This window comes from Streptomyces sp. KMM 9044, from assembly GCF_024701375.2.
Taxonomy (GTDB): domain Bacteria; phylum Actinomycetota; class Actinomycetes; order Streptomycetales; family Streptomycetaceae; genus Streptomyces.
Window position 1 is genome coordinate 2,926,674 of sequence record NZ_CP113910.1, and the last position, 20,807, is coordinate 2,947,480.

Genomic DNA, 20,807 nt, shown 5'->3' on the forward strand with positions numbered 1-20,807 from the left:
AAGCGTCAGTATCGATGCGGGGCGCCGGGCACCGTGCACGGCTCCCCGGGCCGCGGCCCACGGGTGCGTGTGAGGTGTTCGACGGTCGCGATGCATGGGCGGCTCCCGCATCCCGAGGCAAGCGCTCCCCGGCCATCCGGTCAGATTAACCGTCGAGCACCTTGTGCCGTTATACGCCCGCAACAGTGAGAAAACGAACGCCCCGGCGGCACTGTGGCGTGCCGCCGGGGCGTTCGGAGTACGTGCAGGGGCAGCTGCAATCAGCGCTTGCTGTACTGCGGGGCCTTGCGGGCCTTCTTCAGACCGGCCTTCTTGCGCTCGACCGCGCGGTCGTCGCGGCGGAGGAAACCGGCCTTCTTGAGCGCGCCGCGGTTGTTGTCGACGTCCGCCTCGTTCAGCGCGCGGGCGACACCGAGACGGAGCGCACCGGCCTGACCGGAGACACCGCCACCCGCGATGCGGGCGATGACGTCGTAGCGGCCCTCGAGCTCGAGCACCTTGAAGGGCTCGTTGACTTCCTGCTGGTGCACCTTGTTCGGGAAGTAGTCCTCGAGAGTGCGACCGTTGATCTTCCACTTGCCGGTGCCCGGGACGATCCGGACGCGGGCGATGGCGTTCTTGCGACGGCCCAGGCCGGCGGCCGGCTGCGGGTCGCCGAAGCGGGAGGCCATGGACTCCGAGGTGTACTCGCCCTCGACGGGCACCTCGGACTCGGTGGTGTAGCTGTCGATGTCGGTCTCTTCGAGCGGCTGCTCGGCAGTGGTCTCGGCCACGATGCTCCTCAGATTCTCTTCAGTCTTAGGGGGTGGCCGGAATTACTGCGCGACCTGGGTGATCTCGAACGGCACCGGCTGCTGCGCAGCGTGCGGGTGCTGGTCGCCCGAGTAGACCTTCAGCTTCGACAGCATCTGACGGCCCAGGGTGTTCTTGGGGAGCATGCCCTTGACGGCCTTCTCGACGGCCTTCTCGGGGTTCTTCGCCAGCAGCTCGTCGTAGCGGACGGAGCGCAGACCACCCGGGTAGCCCGAGTGGCGGTACGCCATCTTCTGGGTCCGCTTGTTGCCGGAGAGGTGCACCTTGTCGGCGTTGATGATGACGACGAAGTCACCGGTGTCGACGTGCGGGGCGTAGATCGGCTTGTGCTTGCCGCGCAGGATGGAGGCCGCAGTGGTGGCCAGACGACCCAGGACGACGTCCTGAGCGTCGATGACGTGCCACTGGCGCGTCACATCGCCGGGCTTGGGGCTGTACGTACGCACGGTTCGTAGCCTTCGCTTCTTCAGTGAGTGGTCCTGACATGGCCACCGAAGACGATCACGACAGCCCTGACCGCACTGCGGTGACGCAAACCGCGTGCTGGTCGCTGGTCATCGGCCCGGCGGACCGGTGTAAGGGCCCCTCACGTGAGAATGAGCAAGCCAATACACATAACAAACATGCAGAATACCCACGCTCGGCCGGACGGGTCAAAACGAGTCCGCCGGGTATGGGCTGCACCAACTCTACAGGGGTCCGCCATCACCCGGCCCCCTCCCGTTCGCCGAGGCCTCGCGCGCACCGCCCGCACCAACCGCCCGGAGTTGCCCCTTTTGCCCGTCGGCGCGGTGCGACTGCGGCAACGGCGGGGGCGTCGGCCGGGGTTGGGGCGGACCGGCACACCCCGCTCCCCGTCTAAGATGCGCCCCATGAGTTATGGGCAGGGGGGACCTCCTTCGCAGTGGGATCCCTGGAAACCACAGTCTCCGCAACCCTGGAACAGCGAAGGCGGAAGCGGCAGCGGCCAGGCACCGGACTGGGCCGCGCTCGCCGACGCGTCCGAGACACGTCACAAGCGACGGCGGCTGCTGCTCATCGGCGGCGGCGCGATCGCGACCGTCGCGATAGGCACGGCCGTGGCGGTGGCCGTCGTCTCGGCGAACGGCAGCGACCAGGCCTCCGGCCCGTCGTCCTCCCAGCTGCCGGCGACCGCCGGCCTGCCGAGCGCCACCGGCACGGTCCCGTCGTTCGCCCCGACGAGCGCGCCGCCGCCGCTGGACCCGAAGGACTTCGTCTCCAGCGTGCAGAAGGACCGGGCGCCGCTGGGCCCCGACGTCCTCTTCCCGGGCACGCAGCTCACCATGGGCGACACGGTGTACAAGAAGGGCCCGACGGCCGACACCCGCAACTGCGCCTCGGCCGCGAAGGCCACACTGCCCAAGGTCCTCACCGACAACGAGTGCAGCCGCCTGCTGCGGGTCACCTACACCAAGGACGACATCGCGGTGACGGTGGGCGTGGCCGTCTTCGACACCGAGGCCCAGGCGGCCAAGGCCAAACAGCAGGCCGACGCCAAGAGCATCGTCAAGTCCCTCGCGGGCGGCGGCGTCAAGGGGTTCTGCGACGGCGCGGTCTGCCGCTCGACCACCAACTCCTACGGCCGTTACGCCTACTTCACGCTGTCCGGCTTCACCGATGCCAAGAACGTGACCGAGCAGGACAAGGCCGTCTTCTCCACCGGCAACGACCTCGCCGAGTTCACCTTCCGCCAGATCCGCCGCCGCGGCGAGGCCCAGGCCTCGGCCGCCGCGAACGAGTGACGACGACCGGGCGAACCCCTTCGGCGGTGACGCCGCCGAGCCGGGCCCCGGTTCAGCAGCACCGGGCCGGCGGCGCCGGCAGCGAGCGCTTGTTGCGGGCCTCCTTGGAGCGGGCGGCCAGGAGGTCGTCGGACGGATAGCCGACCTCCTCCAGGGTCAGCCCGTGCGGGCGCACGACGTGCACCGCGGAGTCCCGTACACCCGCCGCCAGCACCTTGCCCGGCCAGTCGGGCGCGCGGTGGCCGTCGCCGACGAACAGCAGCGCCCCGATCAGCGAGCGCACCATGTTGTGGCAGAAGGCGTCGGCCCGGACCGTCGCCGTGATCACCCCGTCCGCGTCGCGCGCCAGGCTCAGCTCCTGGAGCGTACGGATCGTCGTCGCACCCTCCCGCCGCTTGCAGTACGCGGCGAAGTCGTGCTCCCCCAGAAGTCCCCCCGCCGCCTCGTTCATGGCGTCGACGTCGAGGGGCCAGTCGTGCCAGAGCACATGGCCCCGCAGCAACGGGTCCACCCCTCCGGGGTGGTCGGTGACGCGGTACGCGTAACGCCTCCAGATCGCGGAGAAGCGGGCGTTGAACCCCGCGGGGGCCTCGGTGAGGGACCAGACCCGCACATCGCGCGCCAACCGTCCCGCGAGCCGCTTGATCAGCTTCTCGCGGTGCTGCTCCCACAGTTCGGACGGGAGGTCGACATGGGCCACCTGGCCGCGGGCGTGCACGCCGGCGTCGGTCCGTCCCGCCACGGTCAGCTCGTACGTCGTCTCCCCGGACCGCGTGACGGTCCGCAGGGCGTCCTCGATCTCCCCCTGGACGGTCCGCCGGCCCCCAGCCTGCGTGGCCCAGCCGGAGAACCCGGCCCCGTCGTAGGAGAGATCGAGACGGATACGGACGTGTCCGGGCTGCGCTTCGTCACTCACGTACAGATCCTCTCAGGCGTACGGCATCGGACAGCAGGCAATCGAGTAGGAGGGACGGGTCGCCCGTCCCTCCTCTCACACCACCGGACATGCGGGCCACGCATCCGGCGGTTCGTCAAGCTGACCTCACCCGTTGCCAGGTCGGCTTGAGCATGCGCAGACCAGGATCCTCCCCGTGAGAGTTGGGCAGCGCCCGCTGGAGGACCACCGGTCCCGCGGTCCGCCAGTAGCCCTTGCTGCCGACCGCCCGTTCCCGAGCGGAACGCTCACCGATCCCGAGCGCCCGCAGGTCACGACGTCTGGTCGCGTGCCGTTTCCATTCCTTCCAGCGGATCTGCCGCATCCTGCGGTGGAGCCACTTGTCCAGCCCCTGGAACACCCCGGGAGTGTCCGCGAGCTGGAAGCAGCCCATCCAGCCAGTGGTGAAGCGGTTGATCCTCGCGATGCGTTCCTCCACCGCGATACTCCACCGGCGAGACGTCCGTTCCTTGATCCGTACCTTCCAGCGCGCGAGCGCCTTCGGGCCGACCCGGATCCCGACCTCCCCGCCCCGGACGAAGTAGAAGCCGAACCCCAGCATCGTCACACGAGAAGCTGGGACCACCGTCGACCTGTCCCGGTTGACCTTCAGTTTCAACCGCTGCCCGACCACGACCGTGACCGAGCCGAGCACTCTCTGAGCGGCCCGCCTGCTCCGCACGAGAAGCTGGGACCACCGTAGACCTGTCCCGGTTGACCTTCAGTTTCAACCGCTGCCCGACCACGACCGTGACCGAGTCGAGCACTCTCTGAGCGGCCCGCCTGCTCCGCACGAAGATCCGCAGATCGTCGGCATAGCGTGCGAACCGGTGACCGCGCCTGAACAGTTCCCGGTCCAGATCGTCGAGCACGATGTTCGACAGGACGGGCGACAGAGGCGGCCCCCGCGGGGTCCCCTCCGCGCTCGGCATCTTCACGCCGTCCACCATGATCCCGGCTTCCGGATACCTCCGGATCAGCTTCAGAACCCTGCGGTCACTGACCTTGCGCGCCACCCGTGCCCTCAGGACATCGTGCTGAACCCGGTCGAAGAACCGGTCCGGATCAAGGTCCACGACCCACCGGTTGCCGTCCTCGATGGCCCGCCGCGCGACCCGGACCGCCTGACGGGCGGACCGGCCGGGACGGAACCCGAAGGACGCCCCGGAGAAGCCCGGGTCGAAGAGGGGCACGAGCACTTGCGCAACGGCCTGCTGGATCAAGCGGTCCAGCACCCGCGGCACCCCCCGCATCCGCTCACCACCGCCAGGCTTCAAAATGATCACCTGACGGACCGGCGCCGGCCGGCAGATGCCCGCATCGAGTTCAGCCCGGACCTCGGGCCAGTGCACCGCAACCCACGGCCTGAGTGCGGCCGTGGTCAAGCCGTCCACCCCCAGGCAATCGCCCACGCTGGGCGCACCACGAAAAGCGGGCCCGCCCCCACAAGGGCGGACCCGCTCAACGTGAAGCAGTGCTGCCTCAGGCGTCCTTGGCGTCCTCGGCCGGGGCCTCGGCGGCCTCGTCCTTGGCCAGGTCGGCCTTGGCGTCCTCGGGCTTGGCCTCAGCGGCCTCGTCCTTGGCCAGGTCGGCCTTGGCGTCCTCGGGCTTGGCCTCAGCGGCCTCGTCCTTGGCCAGGTCGGCCTTGGCGTCCTCGGGCTTGGCCTCAGCGGCCTCGTCCTTCGTGAGGGCGTCTTCCTTGACCGCGCGCTTGGTCGCGGCCTCGGCCTCACCGGTGGCCTCCTGGGCGACCGTCAGGGCCTCGACCAGCTCGATGACGGCCATGGGCGCGTTGTCGCCACGGCGGTTACCGATCTTGGTGATGCGGGTGTAGCCACCCGGCCGGTTCTCGTACCGCGGGCCGATCTCGGTGAAGAGCGTGTGCACGATGCTCTTGTCCGTGATGACCTGGAGCACCTGGCGGCGGTTGTGAAGGTCGCCCTTCTTCGCCTTGGTGACCAGACGCTCGGCGTACGGACGCAGCTTGCGCGCCTTCGCCTCGGTGGTGGTGATCCGGCCGTGCTCGAAGAGCGACTTCGCGAGGTTCGCGAGGAGCAGCTTCTCGTGCGCGGCGCTGCCGCCCATACGGGCACCCTTGGTGGGCTTCGGCATGGTGTCTCTCCTAGGTGTCTGCCCCGGCCGTATCAGGTACCGGGGTCAGTATCCGAGCAGGCGGTCGCCTGTCGGAGACCCCGCGCCCCAGAGGGGCGCGGGGAGGTGCCGATATGCGGCTCCGTCGCGTGGGCGCGATCAGCCGCAGCGGACCCGCGGCCACGACGGAACCGTCGGTCCCGAGCTCTCAGTACTGCTCGGTCTCGACGAAGCCCGCGTCCGCGTCGTCGTCCGCCCCGAAGGCGTCCGCGGCAGCGGTCGGGTCGAATCCGGGCGGGCTGTCCTTCAGAGCCAGGCTCATACCGGCCAGCTTCGCCTTGACCTCGTCGATCGACTTCGCACCGAAGTTGCGGATGTCGAGGAGGTCGGCCTCGGAGCGGGCGACGAGCTCACCCACGGAGTGGATGCCCTCACGCTTGAGGCAGTTGTACGAGCGGACGGTGAGCTCGAGCTCCTCGATCGGCAGGGCCAGATCGGCGGCGAGAGCGGCGTCCGTCGGGGACGGGCCCATGTCGATGCCCTCGGCGTCGATGTTGAGCTCGCGGGCCAGACCGAACAGCTCGACCAGGGTCTTTCCGGCCGACGCCATGGCGTCACGCGGCCGCATGGCCTGCTTGGTCTCGACGTCGACGATCAGCTTGTCGAAGTCGGTGCGCTGCTCGACACGGGTCGCCTCGACCTTGTACGTGACCTTCAGCACGGGACTGTAGATGGAGTCGACCGGGATACGGCCGATCTCCTGGCCCACCTGCTTATTCTGCACGGCGGAGACGTAGCCGCGGCCGCGCTCGACGGTCAGCTCCATCTCCAGCTTGCCCTTGCCGTTGAGCGTGGCGAGGACGAGGTCGGGGTTGTGCACCTCGACACCGGCCGGGGGCGCGATGTCGGCGGCGGTGACCTGGCCCGGGCCCTGCTTGCGCAGGTACATCACCACGGGCTCGTCGTGCTCGGAGGAGACGACCAGCTGCTTGATGTTGAGGATCAGGTCGGTGACGTCCTCCTTGACGCCCGGCACGGTGGTGAACTCGTGCAGGACGCCGTCGATGCGGATGCTGGTGACAGCAGCGCCGGGGATCGACGACAGGAGGGTACGGCGGAGGGAGTTGCCGAGGGTGTAGCCGAAGCCCGGCTCCAGCGGCTCGATCACGAACCGGGAGCGGAACTCGTCGACGACCTCTTCGGTCAACGAGGGACGCTGAGCGATCAGCATGTGTGGATCCTTCTCTCGTGGACGCCCGCTATTTGACGCCCGACGGAAACCGCACCCGGTGAGGAGTGCGGGCACTGCAAGGGTACGGGCGGTACGGCCCGTATACGGAGCGTACCGCCCGAAAAATCACTACCGGCGAAACCGGCGTCGCATCAGACGCGGCGACGCTTCGGCGGGCGGCAGCCGTTGTGCGGGGTCGGGGTGACGTCCTGGATGGAGCCGACCTCGAGACCGGTCGCCTGGAGCGAACGGATGGCGGTCTCGCGACCGGAACCCGGACCCTTGACGAACACGTCGACCTTGCGCATGCCGTGCTCCTGAGCGCGGCGGGCGGCCGACTCGGCGGCCATCTGCGCGGCGAACGGCGTGGACTTCCGGGAACCCTTGAAGCCGACGTGGCCGGCGGAGGCCCAGGAGATCACGTTGCCCGACGGGTCCGTGATGGAGACGATCGTGTTGTTGAACGTGCTCTTGATGTGCGCGTGGCCGTGAGCGACGTTCTTCTTTTCCTTGCGGCGCACCTTCTTGGCAGCGCCCTGACGTCCCTTGGGGGGCATCTACTAACTCCTACGGGAGGTGGTCGGTCCTTCAGCGAAGACCGTGGACAGGTGTCCGCTGCGGACTACTTCTTGCCCGGCTTCTTCTTGCCGGCGATGGCGCGACGCGGGCCCTTGCGGGTACGCGCGTTGGTGCTGGTGCGCTGACCGCGGACGGGCAGACCGCGACGGTGACGCAGACCCTGGTAGGTACCGATCTCGACCTTGCGGCGGATGTCGGCCTGGATCTCGCGACGGAGGTCACCCTCGGTCTTGATGTTGTTGTCGACGAACTCGCGGATCGCGACGAGCTGCTCTTCGGAGAGGTCGCGAACGCGGGTGTTCGGGTCGACGCCGACAGCGGCCAGCGTCTGCTGCGAAAGGGTCCGGCCGATGCCGAACACATAGGTGAGGGCGATCTCCACGCGCTTTTCGCGCGGGATGTCAACACCGGAAACGCGTGCCATTCAATGGCTCCAGTTTGTTGTCGGAGGTCTTCCGCAGAACCGCCTCCCAGCCGCCGGCCTCGCCCGCTTCGGCGATTTGGTACGGACCGGGTCCCCGGCCTCCGAGCCGGGGGTGTCGAGCCGTGGGGCTCGGGTCCTGCGTATGAACGTGTGTTGCTCGCGTCGCGCGAAGTTCTGCGGAAAAGTCGCAGAGGGTGGGTCGTGCGGGTCAGCCCTGGCGCTGCTTGTGGCGCGGGTTGTCGCAGATGACCATGACCCGGCCGTGACGGCGGATCACCCTGCACTTGTCGCAGATCTTCTTGACGCTCGGCTTGACCTTCATGGGATGTGAAGTTCTCCGGGCTCAGTGCCCCCGCACCCGCATCGCGGGAGGAGGGGCAAGATCTACTTGCTCACTTGTACCGGTAGACGATCCGGCCACGCGTCAGGTCGTACGGAGAGAGCTCCACCACGACCCGGTCGTCAGGGAGGATACGGATGTAGTGCATACGCATCTTGCCGCTGATGTGCGCCAGGACCTGGTGGCCGTTCTGGAGCTCGACCTTGAACATGGCGTTCGGAAGAGACTCGACGACAGTGCCCTCGATCTCGATGGCACCTTGCTTCTTGGCCACGCTTCGCCCTTCGAATCGACTACCTTGATCAACTCGGCCGCGCACCCCACGCGCGGACCCGCGTCCATGGACGCGGATGCAGGCATACGGGTGCACGAGAGCCGACGAGTCAGTCTACGTCAGGGCCTCCGGAAAGACGAATCGAGGAAGTCTGCCCCACTCGCGAGATCCTTAACCCGTGGGCGTGTGCCCGTGCCGTCCGTCGGGATCACGGTCCAGCCGCTCACGCCCCGGCGCCCCTCTCGCGGGCCCGGCGCCCGGGGCGCCTCAGAGGCTTCGAGCGGCTGCGCCGGCCTCCGACCGGCAGGCGCGGCGAGAGTCCTCGTCAGACGAGCGGATCCGGAGCCGCCGTGATCCCGTACTCGGCGAGCTTCGTCTTCCCGCCGTCCGGAGCGGTCAGCACCAGCGGACCCTCCTCCGTCAGCGCGACCGAGTGCTCCCAGTGCGAGGACCAGGTCCCGTCCGTCGTGATCACGGTCCAGTCGTCCTCCAGCACCCGCGTCTTCGCGGTGCCCAGCGCGACCATCGGCTCGATGGCGAGGCAGAAGCCCGGGACCAGCTTGGGCCCCTTGCCCCGGCGGCGGTCGACGTAGTTCAGCAGGTGCGGGTCCATGTGCATCTCGGTACCGATGCCGTGGCCGCCGTAGTCCTCGATGATCCCGTAACGTCCGCCGCCCGGCTTCGGCTGCCGGCGGATGTAGGTCTCGATGGCGCGGGAGACGTCGACCAGCCGGTTGCCGGGCTTCATGGCCGCGATGCCGGCCCACATCGACTCCTCGGTCACCCGGGACAGCTCGACCAGCTCCGGCGCGTGCCCCGACCCGACGAAGGCCGTGTAGGCCGCGTCGCCGTGCCAGCCGTCGATGATGGCGCCGCAGTCGATGGAGATGATGTCGCCGTCCTTGAGGACGACGGCGTCGGAGGGGATGCCGTGGACGACGACCTCGTTGGCAGAGGTGCAGATCGTCGCGGGGAAGCCGCCGTAGCCCAGGAAGTTCGGCTTCGCGTTGTGCTCTGCGAGCACCTTGCGGGCGACCTGGTCCAGGTCCTTCGTCGTGGCCCCGGGCACGGCCGCTTCGCGGGTGGCCGCGTGCATGGCAGCGACCACCAGCCCCGCCTCACGCATCTTGGCGATCTGCTCGGGGGTCTTGATCTGCACCATGAGGACGACGGCCTTTCTGGACCGGAAGGAGTACGGACACCGCCAACGATACGGGGAACGGCGTCCGCCCCCGCTCCCTCGTGCTCACACCCGCCGCGCACACGTCGGCCGCGGCCCCCACAGGGAACCGCGGCCGGACGGGCACCGCTACTTGTCCTGCTTGAGCGCCTCCAGCGCGCGCCCGGTGACCTCGTCGACCGGACCCGTCGCCTGGATCGTCACCACGAGGCCCTGGGCCTTGTAGTAGTCGATGATCGGCTCGGTCTGCGTGTGGTAGACCTCGAGCCGGGTGCGCACCGTCTCCTCGGAGTCGTCGTCCCGCTGGTACAGCTCACCGCCGCAGACGTCGCAGATGCCTTCCCGCTTCGGCTTGCTGTACGTCACGTGGAAGACATGGCTGGAGTCCTTGCGGCAGATCCGCCGCCCGGCAATCCGCTTGACCACCTCGGCCTCGGGGGCCTCCAGGTCCAGCACCGCGTCGAGCGTGATGCCCTCGGTCTCCAGCAGTTCGTCCAGGGACTCGGCCTGGGAGACGTTCCTCGGGAAGCCGTCCAGCAGGAAGCCGCCTTCGGCGTCCGGCTGTTCCATGCGGTCCTTCGCCATGGCGATGGTGACCTCGTCCGGCACCAGGTTGCCCGCGTCCATGTAGGACTTCGCGAGCTTGCCCAGCTCGGTCTGCTTGCTGATGTTGGCGCGGAACAGGTCGCCGGTGGAGATGTGGGGGATGCTCAGCTTCTCGGCTAGGCGGGTGGCCTGCGTGCCTTTCCCAGCACCGGGCGGCCCGACGAGGACGATTCGCATCAGCGGAGGAACCCTTCGTAATTGCGCTGCTGGAGCTGGCTCTCGATCTGCCTCACCGTCTCGAGACCGACACCCACGATGATGAGGATGCTGGTCCCGCCGAACGGGAAGTTCTGGTTTGCCCCGAAACCGGCCAACGCCATCGTCGGCACGAGAGAGATCAGCCCCAAGTACAGCGAACCCGGCCAGGTGATCCGGTTGAGTACGTAACTCAGGTACTCAGCGGTCGGTCGGCCAGCCCGGATGCCCGGGATGAAACCACCATACTTCTTCATGTTGTCGGCGACTTCTTCGGGGTTGAAGGTAATCGCCACATAGAAGAATGCGAAAAACACGATCAAGAAGAAGTACAAAATGATGTGCATCGTGGCGCCGGTGTCGGCGAGGTTGTTCGTCACCCACGTCGCCCAGCCCGAGGTGGAGCTGGAGAACTGGACGATCAGCGCCGGGATGTAGAGCAGCGACGAGGCGAAGATGACGGGGATGACACCCGCCTGGTTCACCTTGAGCGGGATGTAGGTCGACGTACCTCCGTAGGAACGGCGGCCGATCATGCGCTTCGCGTACTGCACGGGAATCCGGCGCTGGGCCTGCTCGACGAAGACGACCAGGCCGACCATGACCAGACCGACGGTCATGACCGTGCCGAACTCGATCCAGCCGTCCGCCAGGCTGCCCTGCTCCTTGATGGCCCACAGGGCGGAGGGGAAGGTGGCGGCGATCGAGATGAACATCAGCATCGACATGCCGTTGCCGATGCCTCGGTCGGTGATCAGCTCACCGAGCCACATGACGGCGGCCGTGCCGGCGGTCATGGTGATGACCATGGTGATGGTCACGAACATCGACTGGTCGGGGACGATCTCGCTCGCCACCGGGCAGCCCTGGAAGAGCGCGCCGCTGCGGGCGGTGGCCACCAGGCCGGTGCCCTGCAGGATGGCCAGCGCCACCGTCAGGTAACGGGTGTACTGCGTGATCTTGGCGGTACCGGCCTGGCCCTCCTTCTTCAGGGCCTCCAGGCGCGGGATCACCACGGTCAGCAACTGCAGAATGATGCTCGCCGTGATGTACGGCATGATTCCCAGCGCGAAGACCGTGATCTGCAGCAGCGCACCGCCGCTGAACATGTTGACGAGCCCGAACAGGCCCTGGTTCGCCTGGGCCGCGTCGATACAGGTCTGCACGTTCCGGTAATCGACACCGGGAACCGGCACGTTGGTACCGATCCGGTACACCACGATGATGCCGAGAGTGAACAGCAGCTTCTTGCGCAGGTCGGGCGTCTTGAACGCCCGGGCGAACGCGGTGAGCACGGTGCCTCCTGCGACCCCCGCGCAACCGCGTCAAGGGTGGTGGTCTTGAGGTTCGACGAATAGGTAACGGACAGCTTTCACCCGAAGTGCCCGCGTGGGGCGCCCGGGGAAAGTGGGCAGTGCAGGCCACCTTACCGGCGGACCACCGCCCTAGGAACGACCAACCGGGGATACCCCATATGTGGGGTATCCCCGGTCGGGATCGCTCAAGTCATCGGCACGCCTGAGTGGTTCAGACGAGCTCGGTGACGGTACCGCCGGCGGCGGTGATCTTCTCCTTGGCGGAGCCGGAAACGGCGTCGACCGTCACCTGCAGCGCCACGGAGATATCGCCCTGGCCGAGGACCTTGACGAGGCTGTTCTTGCGAACGGCACCCTTGGCCACCAGCCCCTCGACGGTGACCTCGCCACCCTCGGGGTAGAGCGCGGCCAGCTTGTCGAGGTTCACGACCTGGAACTCGGTCTTGAACGGGTTCTTGAAGCCCTTCAGCTTCGGGAGACGCATGTGGAGGGGCATCTGGCCACCCTCGAAGCGCTCCGGAACCTGGTAACGGGCCTTGGTGCCCTTCGTACCACGACCGGCCGTCTTACCCTTGGACGCCTCACCACGACCCACACGGGTCTTGGCGGTCTTGGCGCCCGGGGCGGGACGGAGGTTGTGGATCTTGAGCGGGTTGTTCTCCGCCATGATCAGTCGACCTCCTCGACCGTCACGAGGTGGCGGACGGTGTGCACCATGCCGCGGAACTCGGGACGATCCTCCTTGACGACCACGTCGTTGAGCCTCTTCAGGCCCAGCGAACGCAGGGTGTCACGGTGGTTCTGCTTGCTACCGATGTAGGACTTGACCTGCGTAATCCTGAGCTGCGCCATGATTACGCACCCGCCCCGGCACGCGCACGGAGAAGAGCCGCGGGGGCGACGTCCTCGAGCGGCAGACCGCGGCGGGCCGCGACCTCCTCGGGACGTTGCAGGCCCTTGAGGGCCGCCACGGTCGCGTGCACGATGTTGATCGCGTTGTCGGAGCCGAGCGACTTCGACAGGATGTCGTGGATGCCGGCGCACTCGAGCACGGCGCGCACCGGACCACCGGCGATAACACCGGTACCGGGGGACGCCGGCTTGAGCAGAACGACGCCGGCAGCCTTCTCACCCTGGATCGGGTGCGGGATGGTGCCCTGGATGCGGGGGACCTTGAAGAAGTGCTTCTTGGCCTCCTCAACGCCCTTGGCGATGGCGGCCGGCACCTCCTTGGCCTTGCCGTATCCGACACCCACGGTGCCGTCACCGTCGCCCACCACGACCAGCGCGGTGAAGCTGAAGCGACGACCACCCTTCACAACCTTGGCGACACGGTTGATCGCGACGACGCGCTCAACGTATGCGGTCTTCTCGGCGGCAGCTGCGCCGCCGTCACGGCCCTTCCGGTCCCGCCGCTCGCCGCCACCGGCACCGCCACCGCGGCGCTGGGGTCCAGCCATTGGAATTACCTCTCTCTGTTTCCGCTAGCTACGCGGCAACGACAAGTCGTTGCCGCGACGGGCGGCTCTAGAACTTGAGCCCGGCTTCGCGAGCGGCGTCCGCCAGGGCGGCGATGCGCCCCGCGTACCGGTTACCACCGCGGTCGAATACGACAGCCTCGATACCGGCGGCCTTGGCGCGCTCCGCGACCAGGGCACCGACCTGCTTGGCCTGCGAGGACTTGTCGGCCTCGCCACCGCGGATCGATGCGTCCAGCGTGGACGCCGACGCCAGGGTGTGCCCCTTCAGATCGTCGATCACCTGCGCCACGATGTGGCGGTTGGAGCGGGTCACGACCAGGCGAGGACGCTCGGCGGTACCAGAGACATTCTTGCGGATCCGGATGTGACGACGCTTGATAGCAGCACGCTTGTAGGCGTCGCCCTTGAGGATCTTCTGCCCGTATGCCATGGCTTACTTACCCGCCTTTCCGACCTTGCGCCGGATGACTTCGCCCTCGTACTTGACGCCCTTGGCCTTGTACGGGTCGGGCTTGCGCAGCTTGCGGATGTTCGCCGCAACCTCGCCGACCTTCTGCTTGTCAATGCCCTCGACCGAGAAACGGGTCGGGGACTCCACCTTGAAGGTGATGCCCTCGGGGGCCTCGACCAGAATCGAGTGGCTGTAACCGAGAGAGAACTCCAGGTTCGAACCCTTGGCGAGCACGCGGTAACCGACACCGCTGATCTCGAGCTTCTTCACGTAACCCTGGGTCACGCCGGTGATCATGTTCGCCACCAGCGTGCGGGACAGGCCGTGGAGGGCCTTGTTCTGACGCTCGTCGTTGGGGCGGGTGACGCTCAGCACGCCGTCCTCGCCCTTGGCGATCTCGATCGGCGCCACGACGGTGTGGGTCAGCGTGCCCTTCGGGCCCTTGACCGCGACCGTGCGGCCGTCGATGGTGACGTCCACGCCGGCGGGAACCGCGATGGGGAGCTTGCCGATGCGCGACATAGCTGTTTCCTCCGTTCCCTTCTGCTACCAGACGTAGGCGAGGACTTCCCCACCCACGCCCTTCTTGCCGGCCTGCTTGTCGGTGAGGAGCCCGTGCGACGTGGAGATGATCGCCACGCCGAGGCCGCCCAGCACCTTCGGCAGGGAGGTGGACTTCGCGTACACCCGGAGACCGGGCTTGGAGATCCGCTTGATGCCCGCGATGGAGCGCTCACGGTTGGGGCCGAACTTCAGCTCCAGGACGAGGTTCTTGCCGACTTCGGCGTCCTCGACCTTCCAGCCCGTGATGAAGCCCTCCTGCTGGAGGATCTCCGCGATGTGGGACTTGATCTTGGATGCCGGCATCGTCACGGAGTCGTGGTACGCCGAGTTCGCGTTCCGCAGACGAGTCAGCATGTCTGCGATCGGATCAGTCATGGTCATGAATTGGCCTTCGGCCTCTCTCGCCGTGGTTTCCTGGTGCGCCATCCCTCTCCCCGATCCGAGACGGGACGGGTGTGGCGCGGTGGACCTACGGCGTAGTAAGCAAACATTAGCGGGCGAGCCCGCGTGCGTCCGGGCACGGCAGGTGCCCAACCCCGCAAGCCTAAGCCATGCGGAGCGGGCCTCCTGCCGTTCCCCTTGCTTACCGAGAGCCCTGGGAGTCCGGAACTACCGGATTACCAGGAACTCTTGGTCACGCCCGGCAGCTCGCCACGGTGAGCCATCTCACGAAGGCACACGCGGCACAGGCCGAACTTGCGGTACACGGAGTGCGGACGACCGCAGCGCTGGCAACGGGTGTAGCCGCGCACTCCGAACTTGGGCTTGCGAGCAGCCTTCGCGATGAGAGCCTTCTTCGCCATCTCGCTCACGCCTCCTTGAACGGGAAGCCGAGGTGACGGAGAAGGGCACGGCCCTCTTCGTCATTGGTCGCCGTGGTGACCACGGTGATGTCCATACCCCGGACACGGTCGATCTTGTCCTGATCGATCTCGTGGAACATGACCTGCTCCGTGAGACCGAAGGTGTAGTTGCCACGGCCGTCGAACTGCTTGGGGGACAGACCACGGAAGTCGCGGATGCGCGGCAGCGCGAGCGACAGGGTGCGGTCCAGGAACTCCCACATGCGGTCGCCACGGAGGGTGACGTGGGCGCCGATCGGCTGGCCCTCACGCAGCTTGAACTGCGCGATGGACTTGCGGGCCTTGGTGACGGCCGGCTTCTGACCGGTGATCGTGGTGAGGTCGCGCACGGCGCCGTCCATCAACTTGGAGTCGCGGGCGGCGTCGCCCACACCCATGTTGACCACGATCTTGACGAGGCCGGGAACCTGCATGACGTTCTCGTAGGAGAACTGCTCACGCAGCTTGCCCGCGATCTCCTCGCGGTACTTCGTCTTCAGACGCGGAGTGGTGGTGGTCGTCATCAGATGTCCTCACCCGTCCGCTTGGCAACGCGGATCTTGTTGCCTTCGTCGTCGAAGCGGTAGCCGACGCGGGTGACGACCTTCTGGCCGTCCTTCTCCACGACGAGCTGAACGTTGCTGACGTGGACCGGGGCCTCGGTGGTCACGATCCCGCCGGCCTGCGAACCGCGGGCGGTCGGGGCGGCCTTGGTGTGCTTCTTGACCCGGTTGACGCCCTCGACCAGGACGCGGTCCTCGCGCGGGTAAGCGGCAATGACCTTGCCCTGCTTGCCCTTGTCCTTGCCGGTGACGACCTGGACCAGGTCACCCTTCTTGATCTTCATGCTCACAGCACCTCCGGCGCGAGGGAGATGATCTTCATGAACTTCTTCTCGCGCAGCTCTCGGCCGACCGGGCCGAAGATACGGGTGCCACGAGGGTCGCCGTCGTTCTTCAGAATGACGGCGGCGTTCTCGTCGAAGCGGATGTACGAGCCGTCCGGACGGCGACGCTCCTTGACGGTGCGAACGATGACCGCCTTGATGACGTCACCCTTCTTCACGTTGCCACCGGGGATCGCGTCCTTGACGGTGGCGACGATGACGTCACCGATGCCCGCGTAGCGACGACCGGAGCCACCGAGCACACGGATGCAAAGGATTTCCTTCGCCCCCGTGTTGTCGGCGACGCGCAGTCGCGACTCCTGCTGGATCACGTCTATCTCCTGATTGTCTGCCGGTTCCCCGGGGGCCGGTCACCTGGACCGGCCCCCGGAGCCTGGCGGAACTGTCCTGCGAGGGGTGCCTCGCAGGAAACTTACTTGGCCTTCTCGAGGACCTCGACGATGCGCCAGTGCTTGGTCGCGGACATCGGCCGGGTCTCCATCAGGAGGACACGGTCGCCGACGCCGGCCGAGTTCTGCTCGTCGTGGGCCTTGAGCTTGCTCGTGCTGCGGATGACCTTGCCGTACAGCGCGTGCTTCTTGCGGTCCTCGACGGCGACGACGACGGTCTTGTCCATCTTGTCGCTGACGACGATGCCCTCGCGGGTCTTGCGGAAGCCCCGCTGGTCGTTCTCAGTCACGTTGTTCTCGCTCATCAGGCGCTCTCCACCGTTTCGATGCCCAGCTCACGCTCGCGCATCAGGGTGTAGATCCGCGCGATGTCCTTACGGACCGCCTTGAGACGGCCGTGGTTCTCGAGCTGTCCGGTCGCCGCCTGGAAGCGGAGGTTGAACAGCTCTTCCTTGGACTCGCGGAGCTTCGCGAGAAGCTCCTCGTTGTCCAGTTCGCGCAGCTCGGACGCCTTGGTACCGGCCGACATCACGCTTCACCTGCCTCGCGCTTGACGATCCGGCACTTCATCGGCAGCTTGTGGGCCGCACGAGTCAGCGCCTCACGGGCGATCTTTTCGTTGGGGTAGGACAGCTCGAACATGACCCGGCCCGGGTGCACGTTCGCGATCCACCACTCGGGAGAACCCTTACCGGAACCCATGCGGGTCTCGGCAGGCTTCTTCGTCAGCGGGCGGTCCGGGTAGATGTTGATCCAGACCTTGCCGCCACGCTTGATGTGGCGGGTCATCGCGATACGGGCCGCCTCGATCTGGCGGTTGGTCACGTACGCCGGCGTGAGGGCCTGGATGCCGTACTCGCCGAACGCGACCGTCGTACCGCCCTTGGCCTGACCACGACGCTTCGGGTGGTGCTGCTTGCGGTGCTTGACCCTACGGGGGATCAGCATGTCGGTCAGGCCTCCGTTCCGGTGCTCTCAGCCGGAGCGGCGGCGGGAGCCTCGGCCTTGGGGGCCTCGGCAGCCGGAGCCTGCTGCGGCTTGCGACCGCGCCCGCCACGCTCGCCACCGCGGCCACCACGGCCGGCCGGGCGGTCGGCACCGCCACGGGCCGGACGGTTGCCGGCGCGGGCGGCGGCGTTCTCGGCGCGGACCTCGGCGATGTTCTTGACGTCGCCCTTGTAGATCCAGACCTTCACGCCGATGCGGCCGAAGGTCGTCTTGGCCTCGAAGAAGCCGTAGTCCACGTTCGCGCGGAGCGTGTGCAGGGGCACGCGGCCCTCGCGGTAGAACTCCGAGCGGGACATCTCGGCGCCGCCGAGACGGCCACCGCACTGGATCTTGATGCCCTTGGCGCCCGCCTTCATCGACGACTGCATGCTCTTGCGCATGGCGCGGCGGAAGGAGACGCGGGAGGAGAGCTGCTCGGCGACGGCCTGGGCCACGAGCTGAGCGTCCGTCTCGGGGTTCTTGACCTCGAGGATGTTCAGCTGGACCTGCTTGCCCGTGAGCTTCTCGAGGTCGCCGCGGATGCGGTCGGCCTCGGCGCCGCGGCGGCCGATGACGATGCCCGGACGCGCGGTGTGGATGTCCACACGCACACGGTCACGGGTGCGCTCGATCTCCACCTTCGAGATGCCGGCGCGCTCCATGCCGGACGTCATCATCCGACGGATGGCGACGTCTTCCTTGACGTAGTCCTTGTACAGCTTGTCGGCGTACCAACGCGACTTGAAGTCGGTGGTGATGCCGAGCCGGAACCCATGCGGGTTTACCTTCTGGCCCATTACCGGGTTCCTTCCTTGCTGCTGACGACCACGGTGATGTGGCTGGTCCGCTTGCGGATCCGGTAGGCGCGGCCCTGGGCGCGCGGCCGGAACCGCTTCAGGGTCGGACCCTCGTCGACGTACGCCTCGGAGATGAAGAGGCTGTCGGCGTCGGTGTGGTCGTAGTTGTGCGCGGCGTTGGCAATGGCGCTGTCCAGCACCTTGCTGACCGGCACGCTCGCGGCCTGCGGGGCGAAGCGCAGGACCGCCTGAGCCTCCGTGGCGTCCATGCCACGGATGAGGTCCACCACGCGGCGGGCCTTCATGGGCGTGACGCGGATGTACCGCGCCTGGGCCCTGGCTTCCATGGTTGTCCTTCCAGTGTCTGTCATGGTCATTCCACCCCGCCTTTAGCGGCGCTTCGACTTCCGGTCGTCCTTGACGTGACCCCGGAAGGTGCGCGTCGGCGAGAACTCGCCGAGCTTGTGGCCGACCATCGACTCGGTGACGAACACCGGAATGTGGGTCTTGCCGTTGTGCACCGCGATCGTGTGGCCGAGCATGGCCGGGACGATCATCGAGCGACGGGACCAGGTCTTGATGACGTTCTTGGTACCAGCTTCGTTCTGGACGTCCACCTTCTTGATCAGGTGGTCGTCGACGAAGGGCCCCTTCTTGAGACTCCGCGGCATCTAAACCCGCTCCTAGCGCTTCTTGTTCGTCTTGCGGCGGCGGACGATGTACTTGTTCGACGCCTTCTTGGGCGAACGAGTACGGCCTTCCTTCTGACCCCACGGGGACACCGGGTGGCGGCCACCGGAGGTACGGCCCTCACCACCACCGTGCGGGTGGTCCACCGGGTTCATGACCACACCACGCACGGTCGGGCGGACGCCCAGCCAGCGCTTGCGCCCGGCCTTGCCCCAGTTGATGTTGCTCTGCTCGGCGTTGCCGACCTCGCCGACGGTGGCGCGGCAGCGGACGTCGACCAGGCGGATCTCACCGGAGGGCATGCGGAGGTGAGCCATGGAGCCCTCCTTCGCGAGCAGCTGCACCGAGGCGCCGGCGGAGCGGGCGAACTTGGCGCCGCCGCCGGGACGCAGCTCGATGGCGTGCAGCGTGGTACCGACCGGGATGTTGCGCAGGGCGAGGTTGTTGCCCGGCTTGATGTCAGCCCCGGGACCGTTCTCCACGCGGTCGCCCTGCTGCAGGTTGCGCGGGGCGAGGATGTAGCGCTTCTCGCCGTCCGCGTAGTGCAGCAGCGCGATGCGCGCGGTGCGGTTGGGGTCGTACTCGATGTGCGCGACCTTCGCCGGCACGCCGTCCTTGTCGTGACGACGGAAGTCGATCACGCGGTAGGCGCGCTTGTGTCCGCCACCCTGGTGGCGGACGGTCACACGACCTGAGTTGTTACGGCCGCCCTTGCTGTGCAGGGGACGGACCAGCGACTTCTCCGGCGTGGACCGCGTGACCTCGACGAAGTCGGCGACGCTGGAGCCACGACGGCCCGGCGTAGTCGGCTTGTACTTGCGGATTCCCATTTCTCAGTCCTCGTCCGATTCCGGACGATCCGGACCTCCGTCAGGAGGTCGGACCGCCGAAGATGTCGATACGGTCGCCCTCGGCAAGGGTCACGATCGCGCGCTTGGTACCCGCGCGCTGGCCGAAGCCGGTGCGGGTGCGCTTGCGCTTGCCCTGGCGGTTGATCGTGTTGACCCCGGTGACCTTGACCGAGAAGACCGCCTGCACGGCCTCCTTGATCTCCGTCTTGTTGGAGCCCGGAGCGACGATGAACGTGTACTTGTTCTCGTCGATGAGCGCGTAGCTCTTCTCCGACACGACCGGCTTGATCAGGACGTCACGGGGGTCCGTGTACGACTTGCTCGCCGGGGTGACGACGGTGTTCTTGCCCTCGGTGGCGTGACGGCGCGCCTTGGCGACGCGTGCGGCCTTGGCCTTCTTCGCCGCCTTGGAGGCGATGGAGGGGTGACGGACTGCCATCAGACCTCGCTCCCTTCGTTGTCGTTGGCCTTGTTCGGGCCGGCGACGAAGGACTCGAAAGCGGCCTTGGTGAAGACCACGTCGTCCGAGACGAGAACGTCGTACGTGTTCAGCTGGCCCGGCTCCAGGATGTGGACCTGGGGCAGGTTGCGGGCGGAGAGCCACGCGGCCTCGTCGGCGCGGTCGACGACCAGGAGCAGGTTCTTGCGCTCCGAGATCTTGCCGAACAGCGTCCGAGCGGCCTTCGTGGAGGGGTTCTCGCCCTCGATCACGCCGGTGATGACGTGAATGCGGTCGTGGCGGGCCCGGTCGGTGAGGGCGTGGCGCAGGGCCGCGGCCTTCATCTTCTTCGGGGTCCGCTGCGAGTAGTCACGCGGCTGCGGGCCGTGGACGACGCCACCGCCGGCGAACTGCGGCGCACGGGTCGAGCCCTGGCGGGCGCGGCCGGTGCCCTTCTGGCGGTACGGCTTCCTGCCGCCACCACGGACTTCACCGCGACGCTTTGTCTTGTGCGTGCCCTGGCGGGCAGCGGCGTTCTGCGCGACGACGACCTGGTGGATCAGCGGGATGCTGATCTTCTCCACGCCGAAGATCTCCGCGGGGAGCTCGACGCTTCCGGTCTTCTCGCCTGCAGGCGAAAGGATGTCAACAGTGCTCATCGGT

The 20,807-nt window shown here is 67.3% G+C and carries 33 protein-coding genes and 1 pseudogene; 1 reads left to right on the top strand and 33 read right to left on the bottom strand.

From position 1 onward, the window contains the following. Window positions 1–260: 260 nt before the first annotated feature. Both rpsI and rplM read right to left on the bottom strand, forming a co-directional pair. Window positions 261–773, bottom strand: a complete 513-nt coding sequence (rpsI, locus tag HUV60_RS12935) for a 30S ribosomal protein S9 (RefSeq protein ID WP_257851116.1) — start codon at window positions 771–773, stop codon at window positions 261–263. Window positions 774–815: 42 nt separating this feature from the next. Then, window positions 816–1,259 (bottom strand): 50S ribosomal protein L13, encoded by a 444-nt coding sequence (gene rplM / locus HUV60_RS12940; protein ID WP_042165138.1) that lies wholly within the window; start codon window positions 1,257–1,259, stop codon window positions 816–818. Window positions 1,260–1,685: 426 nt separating this feature from the next. Between rplM and HUV60_RS12945 the strand changes: the two genes are divergently transcribed. Next, complete coding sequence (locus tag HUV60_RS12945; RefSeq protein WP_257851114.1) at window positions 1,686–2,576, top strand: hypothetical protein; 891 nt, start codon at window positions 1,686–1,688, stop codon at window positions 2,574–2,576. Window positions 2,577–2,628: 52 nt separating this feature from the next. Here HUV60_RS12945 and truA read toward each other — a convergent pair whose 3' ends face one another. The 31 genes and pseudogenes from truA to rplD all read right to left on the bottom strand — a co-directional run bounded on the left by truA (window position 2,629) and on the right by rplD (window position 20,803). Beyond that, window positions 2,629–3,492, bottom strand: a complete 864-nt coding sequence (gene truA / locus HUV60_RS12950; RefSeq protein ID WP_257851113.1) for a tRNA pseudouridine(38-40) synthase TruA — start codon at window positions 3,490–3,492, stop codon at window positions 2,629–2,631. A 115-nt stretch (window positions 3,493–3,607) separates the two neighbouring features. Further along, complete coding sequence (locus tag HUV60_RS12955; protein ID WP_257851112.1) at window positions 3,608–4,165, bottom strand: group II intron maturase-specific domain-containing protein; 558 nt, start codon at window positions 4,163–4,165, stop codon at window positions 3,608–3,610. Between the two features lie 49 nt (window positions 4,166–4,214). After that, window positions 4,215–4,922 (bottom strand): annotated as a pseudogene (locus HUV60_RS33905) (reverse transcriptase domain-containing protein); the annotation flags it as partial. Window positions 4,923–4,992: 70 nt separating this feature from the next. Next, window positions 4,993–5,622, bottom strand: a complete 630-nt coding sequence (gene rplQ / locus HUV60_RS12960) for a 50S ribosomal protein L17 (protein ID WP_257851111.1) — start codon at window positions 5,620–5,622, stop codon at window positions 4,993–4,995. Between the two features lie 187 nt (window positions 5,623–5,809). Further along, window positions 5,810–6,832 (bottom strand): DNA-directed RNA polymerase subunit alpha, encoded by a 1,023-nt coding sequence (locus tag HUV60_RS12965; RefSeq protein ID WP_042165128.1) that lies wholly within the window; start codon window positions 6,830–6,832, stop codon window positions 5,810–5,812. Window positions 6,833–6,984: 152 nt separating this feature from the next. Then, on the bottom strand, window positions 6,985–7,389 hold the full coding sequence (gene rpsK, locus HUV60_RS12970; protein ID WP_003956432.1) for a 30S ribosomal protein S11: 405 nt from the start codon (window positions 7,387–7,389) through the stop codon (window positions 6,985–6,987). Between the two features lie 65 nt (window positions 7,390–7,454). Continuing rightward, window positions 7,455–7,835, bottom strand: coding sequence for a 30S ribosomal protein S13 (gene rpsM, locus HUV60_RS12975; RefSeq protein ID WP_031041520.1), 381 nt, complete (start codon window positions 7,833–7,835; stop codon window positions 7,455–7,457). Between the two features lie 208 nt (window positions 7,836–8,043). Continuing rightward, complete coding sequence (rpmJ, locus tag HUV60_RS12980) at window positions 8,044–8,157, bottom strand: 50S ribosomal protein L36 (RefSeq protein ID WP_003974245.1); 114 nt, start codon at window positions 8,155–8,157, stop codon at window positions 8,044–8,046. Window positions 8,158–8,227: 70 nt separating this feature from the next. Further along, window positions 8,228–8,449 (bottom strand): translation initiation factor IF-1, encoded by a 222-nt coding sequence (gene infA, locus HUV60_RS12985; RefSeq protein WP_003948620.1) that lies wholly within the window; start codon window positions 8,447–8,449, stop codon window positions 8,228–8,230. Window positions 8,450–8,774: 325 nt separating this feature from the next. Continuing rightward, window positions 8,775–9,611, bottom strand: coding sequence for a type I methionyl aminopeptidase (gene map, locus HUV60_RS12990; protein ID WP_257851109.1), 837 nt, complete (start codon window positions 9,609–9,611; stop codon window positions 8,775–8,777). A gap of 147 nt (window positions 9,612–9,758) precedes the next feature. Then, window positions 9,759–10,412 carry an adenylate kinase gene (locus HUV60_RS12995; protein WP_257851108.1) on the bottom strand — a complete coding sequence of 218 codons (654 nt, stop codon included), beginning with the start codon at window positions 10,410–10,412 and terminating at the stop codon, window positions 9,759–9,761. Further along, entirely contained in the window at window positions 10,412–11,725 is a 1,314-nt protein-coding gene (gene secY, locus HUV60_RS13000) for a preprotein translocase subunit SecY (protein WP_257851107.1), read from the bottom strand. Before secY ends, HUV60_RS12995 begins: the two co-directional genes overlap by 1 nt. 232 nt (window positions 11,726–11,957) lie before the next feature. Beyond that, a complete protein-coding gene (rplO, locus tag HUV60_RS13005; RefSeq protein WP_257851106.1) occupies window positions 11,958–12,413 on the bottom strand; it encodes a 50S ribosomal protein L15 in 456 nt (151 codons plus the stop codon). Between the two features lie 2 nt (window positions 12,414–12,415). After that, the gene (gene rpmD, locus HUV60_RS13010) at window positions 12,416–12,598 is read right to left on the bottom strand and encodes a 50S ribosomal protein L30 (protein ID WP_042165115.1); all 183 of its coding nucleotides are present in this window, start codon (window positions 12,596–12,598) and stop codon (window positions 12,416–12,418) included. A 2-nt stretch (window positions 12,599–12,600) separates the two neighbouring features. After that, window positions 12,601–13,206, bottom strand: a complete 606-nt coding sequence (rpsE, locus tag HUV60_RS13015; RefSeq protein ID WP_007494753.1) for a 30S ribosomal protein S5 — start codon at window positions 13,204–13,206, stop codon at window positions 12,601–12,603. 67 nt (window positions 13,207–13,273) lie between these two features. Next, the gene (gene rplR, locus HUV60_RS13020; protein WP_257851105.1) at window positions 13,274–13,657 is read right to left on the bottom strand and encodes a 50S ribosomal protein L18; all 384 of its coding nucleotides are present in this window, start codon (window positions 13,655–13,657) and stop codon (window positions 13,274–13,276) included. A gap of 3 nt (window positions 13,658–13,660) precedes the next feature. Then, window positions 13,661–14,200, bottom strand: coding sequence for a 50S ribosomal protein L6 (gene rplF, locus HUV60_RS13025; protein WP_042165107.1), 540 nt, complete (start codon window positions 14,198–14,200; stop codon window positions 13,661–13,663). 24 nt (window positions 14,201–14,224) lie between these two features. Continuing rightward, the gene (rpsH, locus tag HUV60_RS13030; RefSeq protein WP_013001411.1) at window positions 14,225–14,623 is read right to left on the bottom strand and encodes a 30S ribosomal protein S8; all 399 of its coding nucleotides are present in this window, start codon (window positions 14,621–14,623) and stop codon (window positions 14,225–14,227) included. A 236-nt stretch (window positions 14,624–14,859) separates the two neighbouring features. Further along, window positions 14,860–15,045, bottom strand: a complete 186-nt coding sequence (locus HUV60_RS13035) for a type Z 30S ribosomal protein S14 (RefSeq protein ID WP_003948630.1) — start codon at window positions 15,043–15,045, stop codon at window positions 14,860–14,862. Between the two features lie 5 nt (window positions 15,046–15,050). Next, window positions 15,051–15,608 (bottom strand): 50S ribosomal protein L5, encoded by a 558-nt coding sequence (rplE, locus tag HUV60_RS13040; RefSeq protein WP_042165103.1) that lies wholly within the window; start codon window positions 15,606–15,608, stop codon window positions 15,051–15,053. Then, window positions 15,608–15,931, bottom strand: a complete 324-nt coding sequence (gene rplX / locus HUV60_RS13045) for a 50S ribosomal protein L24 (protein ID WP_042165101.1) — start codon at window positions 15,929–15,931, stop codon at window positions 15,608–15,610. Before rplX ends, rplE begins: the two co-directional genes overlap by 1 nt. 2 nt (window positions 15,932–15,933) lie before the next feature. Then, complete coding sequence (rplN, locus tag HUV60_RS13050; protein WP_003992364.1) at window positions 15,934–16,302, bottom strand: 50S ribosomal protein L14; 369 nt, start codon at window positions 16,300–16,302, stop codon at window positions 15,934–15,936. Between the two features lie 101 nt (window positions 16,303–16,403). Further along, window positions 16,404–16,685 (bottom strand): 30S ribosomal protein S17, encoded by a 282-nt coding sequence (gene rpsQ / locus HUV60_RS13055; protein ID WP_042165099.1) that lies wholly within the window; start codon window positions 16,683–16,685, stop codon window positions 16,404–16,406. Beyond that, window positions 16,685–16,909: a 50S ribosomal protein L29 gene (rpmC, locus tag HUV60_RS13060; RefSeq protein ID WP_042165097.1), complete on the bottom strand. Its 225-nt coding sequence runs from the start codon at window positions 16,907–16,909 to the stop codon at window positions 16,685–16,687. Before rpmC ends, rpsQ begins: the two co-directional genes overlap by 1 nt. After that, complete coding sequence (gene rplP / locus HUV60_RS13065) at window positions 16,909–17,328, bottom strand: 50S ribosomal protein L16 (protein ID WP_004927269.1); 420 nt, start codon at window positions 17,326–17,328, stop codon at window positions 16,909–16,911. Before rplP ends, rpmC begins: the two co-directional genes overlap by 1 nt. 5 nt (window positions 17,329–17,333) lie before the next feature. Then, window positions 17,334–18,164, bottom strand: coding sequence for a 30S ribosomal protein S3 (gene rpsC / locus HUV60_RS13070; protein WP_257851103.1), 831 nt, complete (start codon window positions 18,162–18,164; stop codon window positions 17,334–17,336). Then, window positions 18,164–18,511 carry a 50S ribosomal protein L22 gene (gene rplV, locus HUV60_RS13075; protein ID WP_257851101.1) on the bottom strand — a complete coding sequence of 116 codons (348 nt, stop codon included), beginning with the start codon at window positions 18,509–18,511 and terminating at the stop codon, window positions 18,164–18,166. Before rplV ends, rpsC begins: the two co-directional genes overlap by 1 nt. 42 nt (window positions 18,512–18,553) lie before the next feature. After that, window positions 18,554–18,835, bottom strand: coding sequence for a 30S ribosomal protein S19 (gene rpsS / locus HUV60_RS13080; protein ID WP_003948639.1), 282 nt, complete (start codon window positions 18,833–18,835; stop codon window positions 18,554–18,556). A 12-nt stretch (window positions 18,836–18,847) separates the two neighbouring features. After that, entirely contained in the window at window positions 18,848–19,684 is an 837-nt protein-coding gene (gene rplB, locus HUV60_RS13085) for a 50S ribosomal protein L2 (protein ID WP_257851099.1), read from the bottom strand. Window positions 19,685–19,724: 40 nt separating this feature from the next. Next, window positions 19,725–20,144, bottom strand: coding sequence for a 50S ribosomal protein L23 (gene rplW / locus HUV60_RS13090; RefSeq protein ID WP_257851098.1), 420 nt, complete (start codon window positions 20,142–20,144; stop codon window positions 19,725–19,727). Beyond that, window positions 20,144–20,803 carry a 50S ribosomal protein L4 gene (gene rplD / locus HUV60_RS13095; RefSeq protein WP_257851096.1) on the bottom strand — a complete coding sequence of 220 codons (660 nt, stop codon included), beginning with the start codon at window positions 20,801–20,803 and terminating at the stop codon, window positions 20,144–20,146. The genes rplW and rplD overlap by 1 nt, the downstream gene beginning before the upstream one ends. Window positions 20,804–20,807 lie beyond the last annotated feature (4 nt).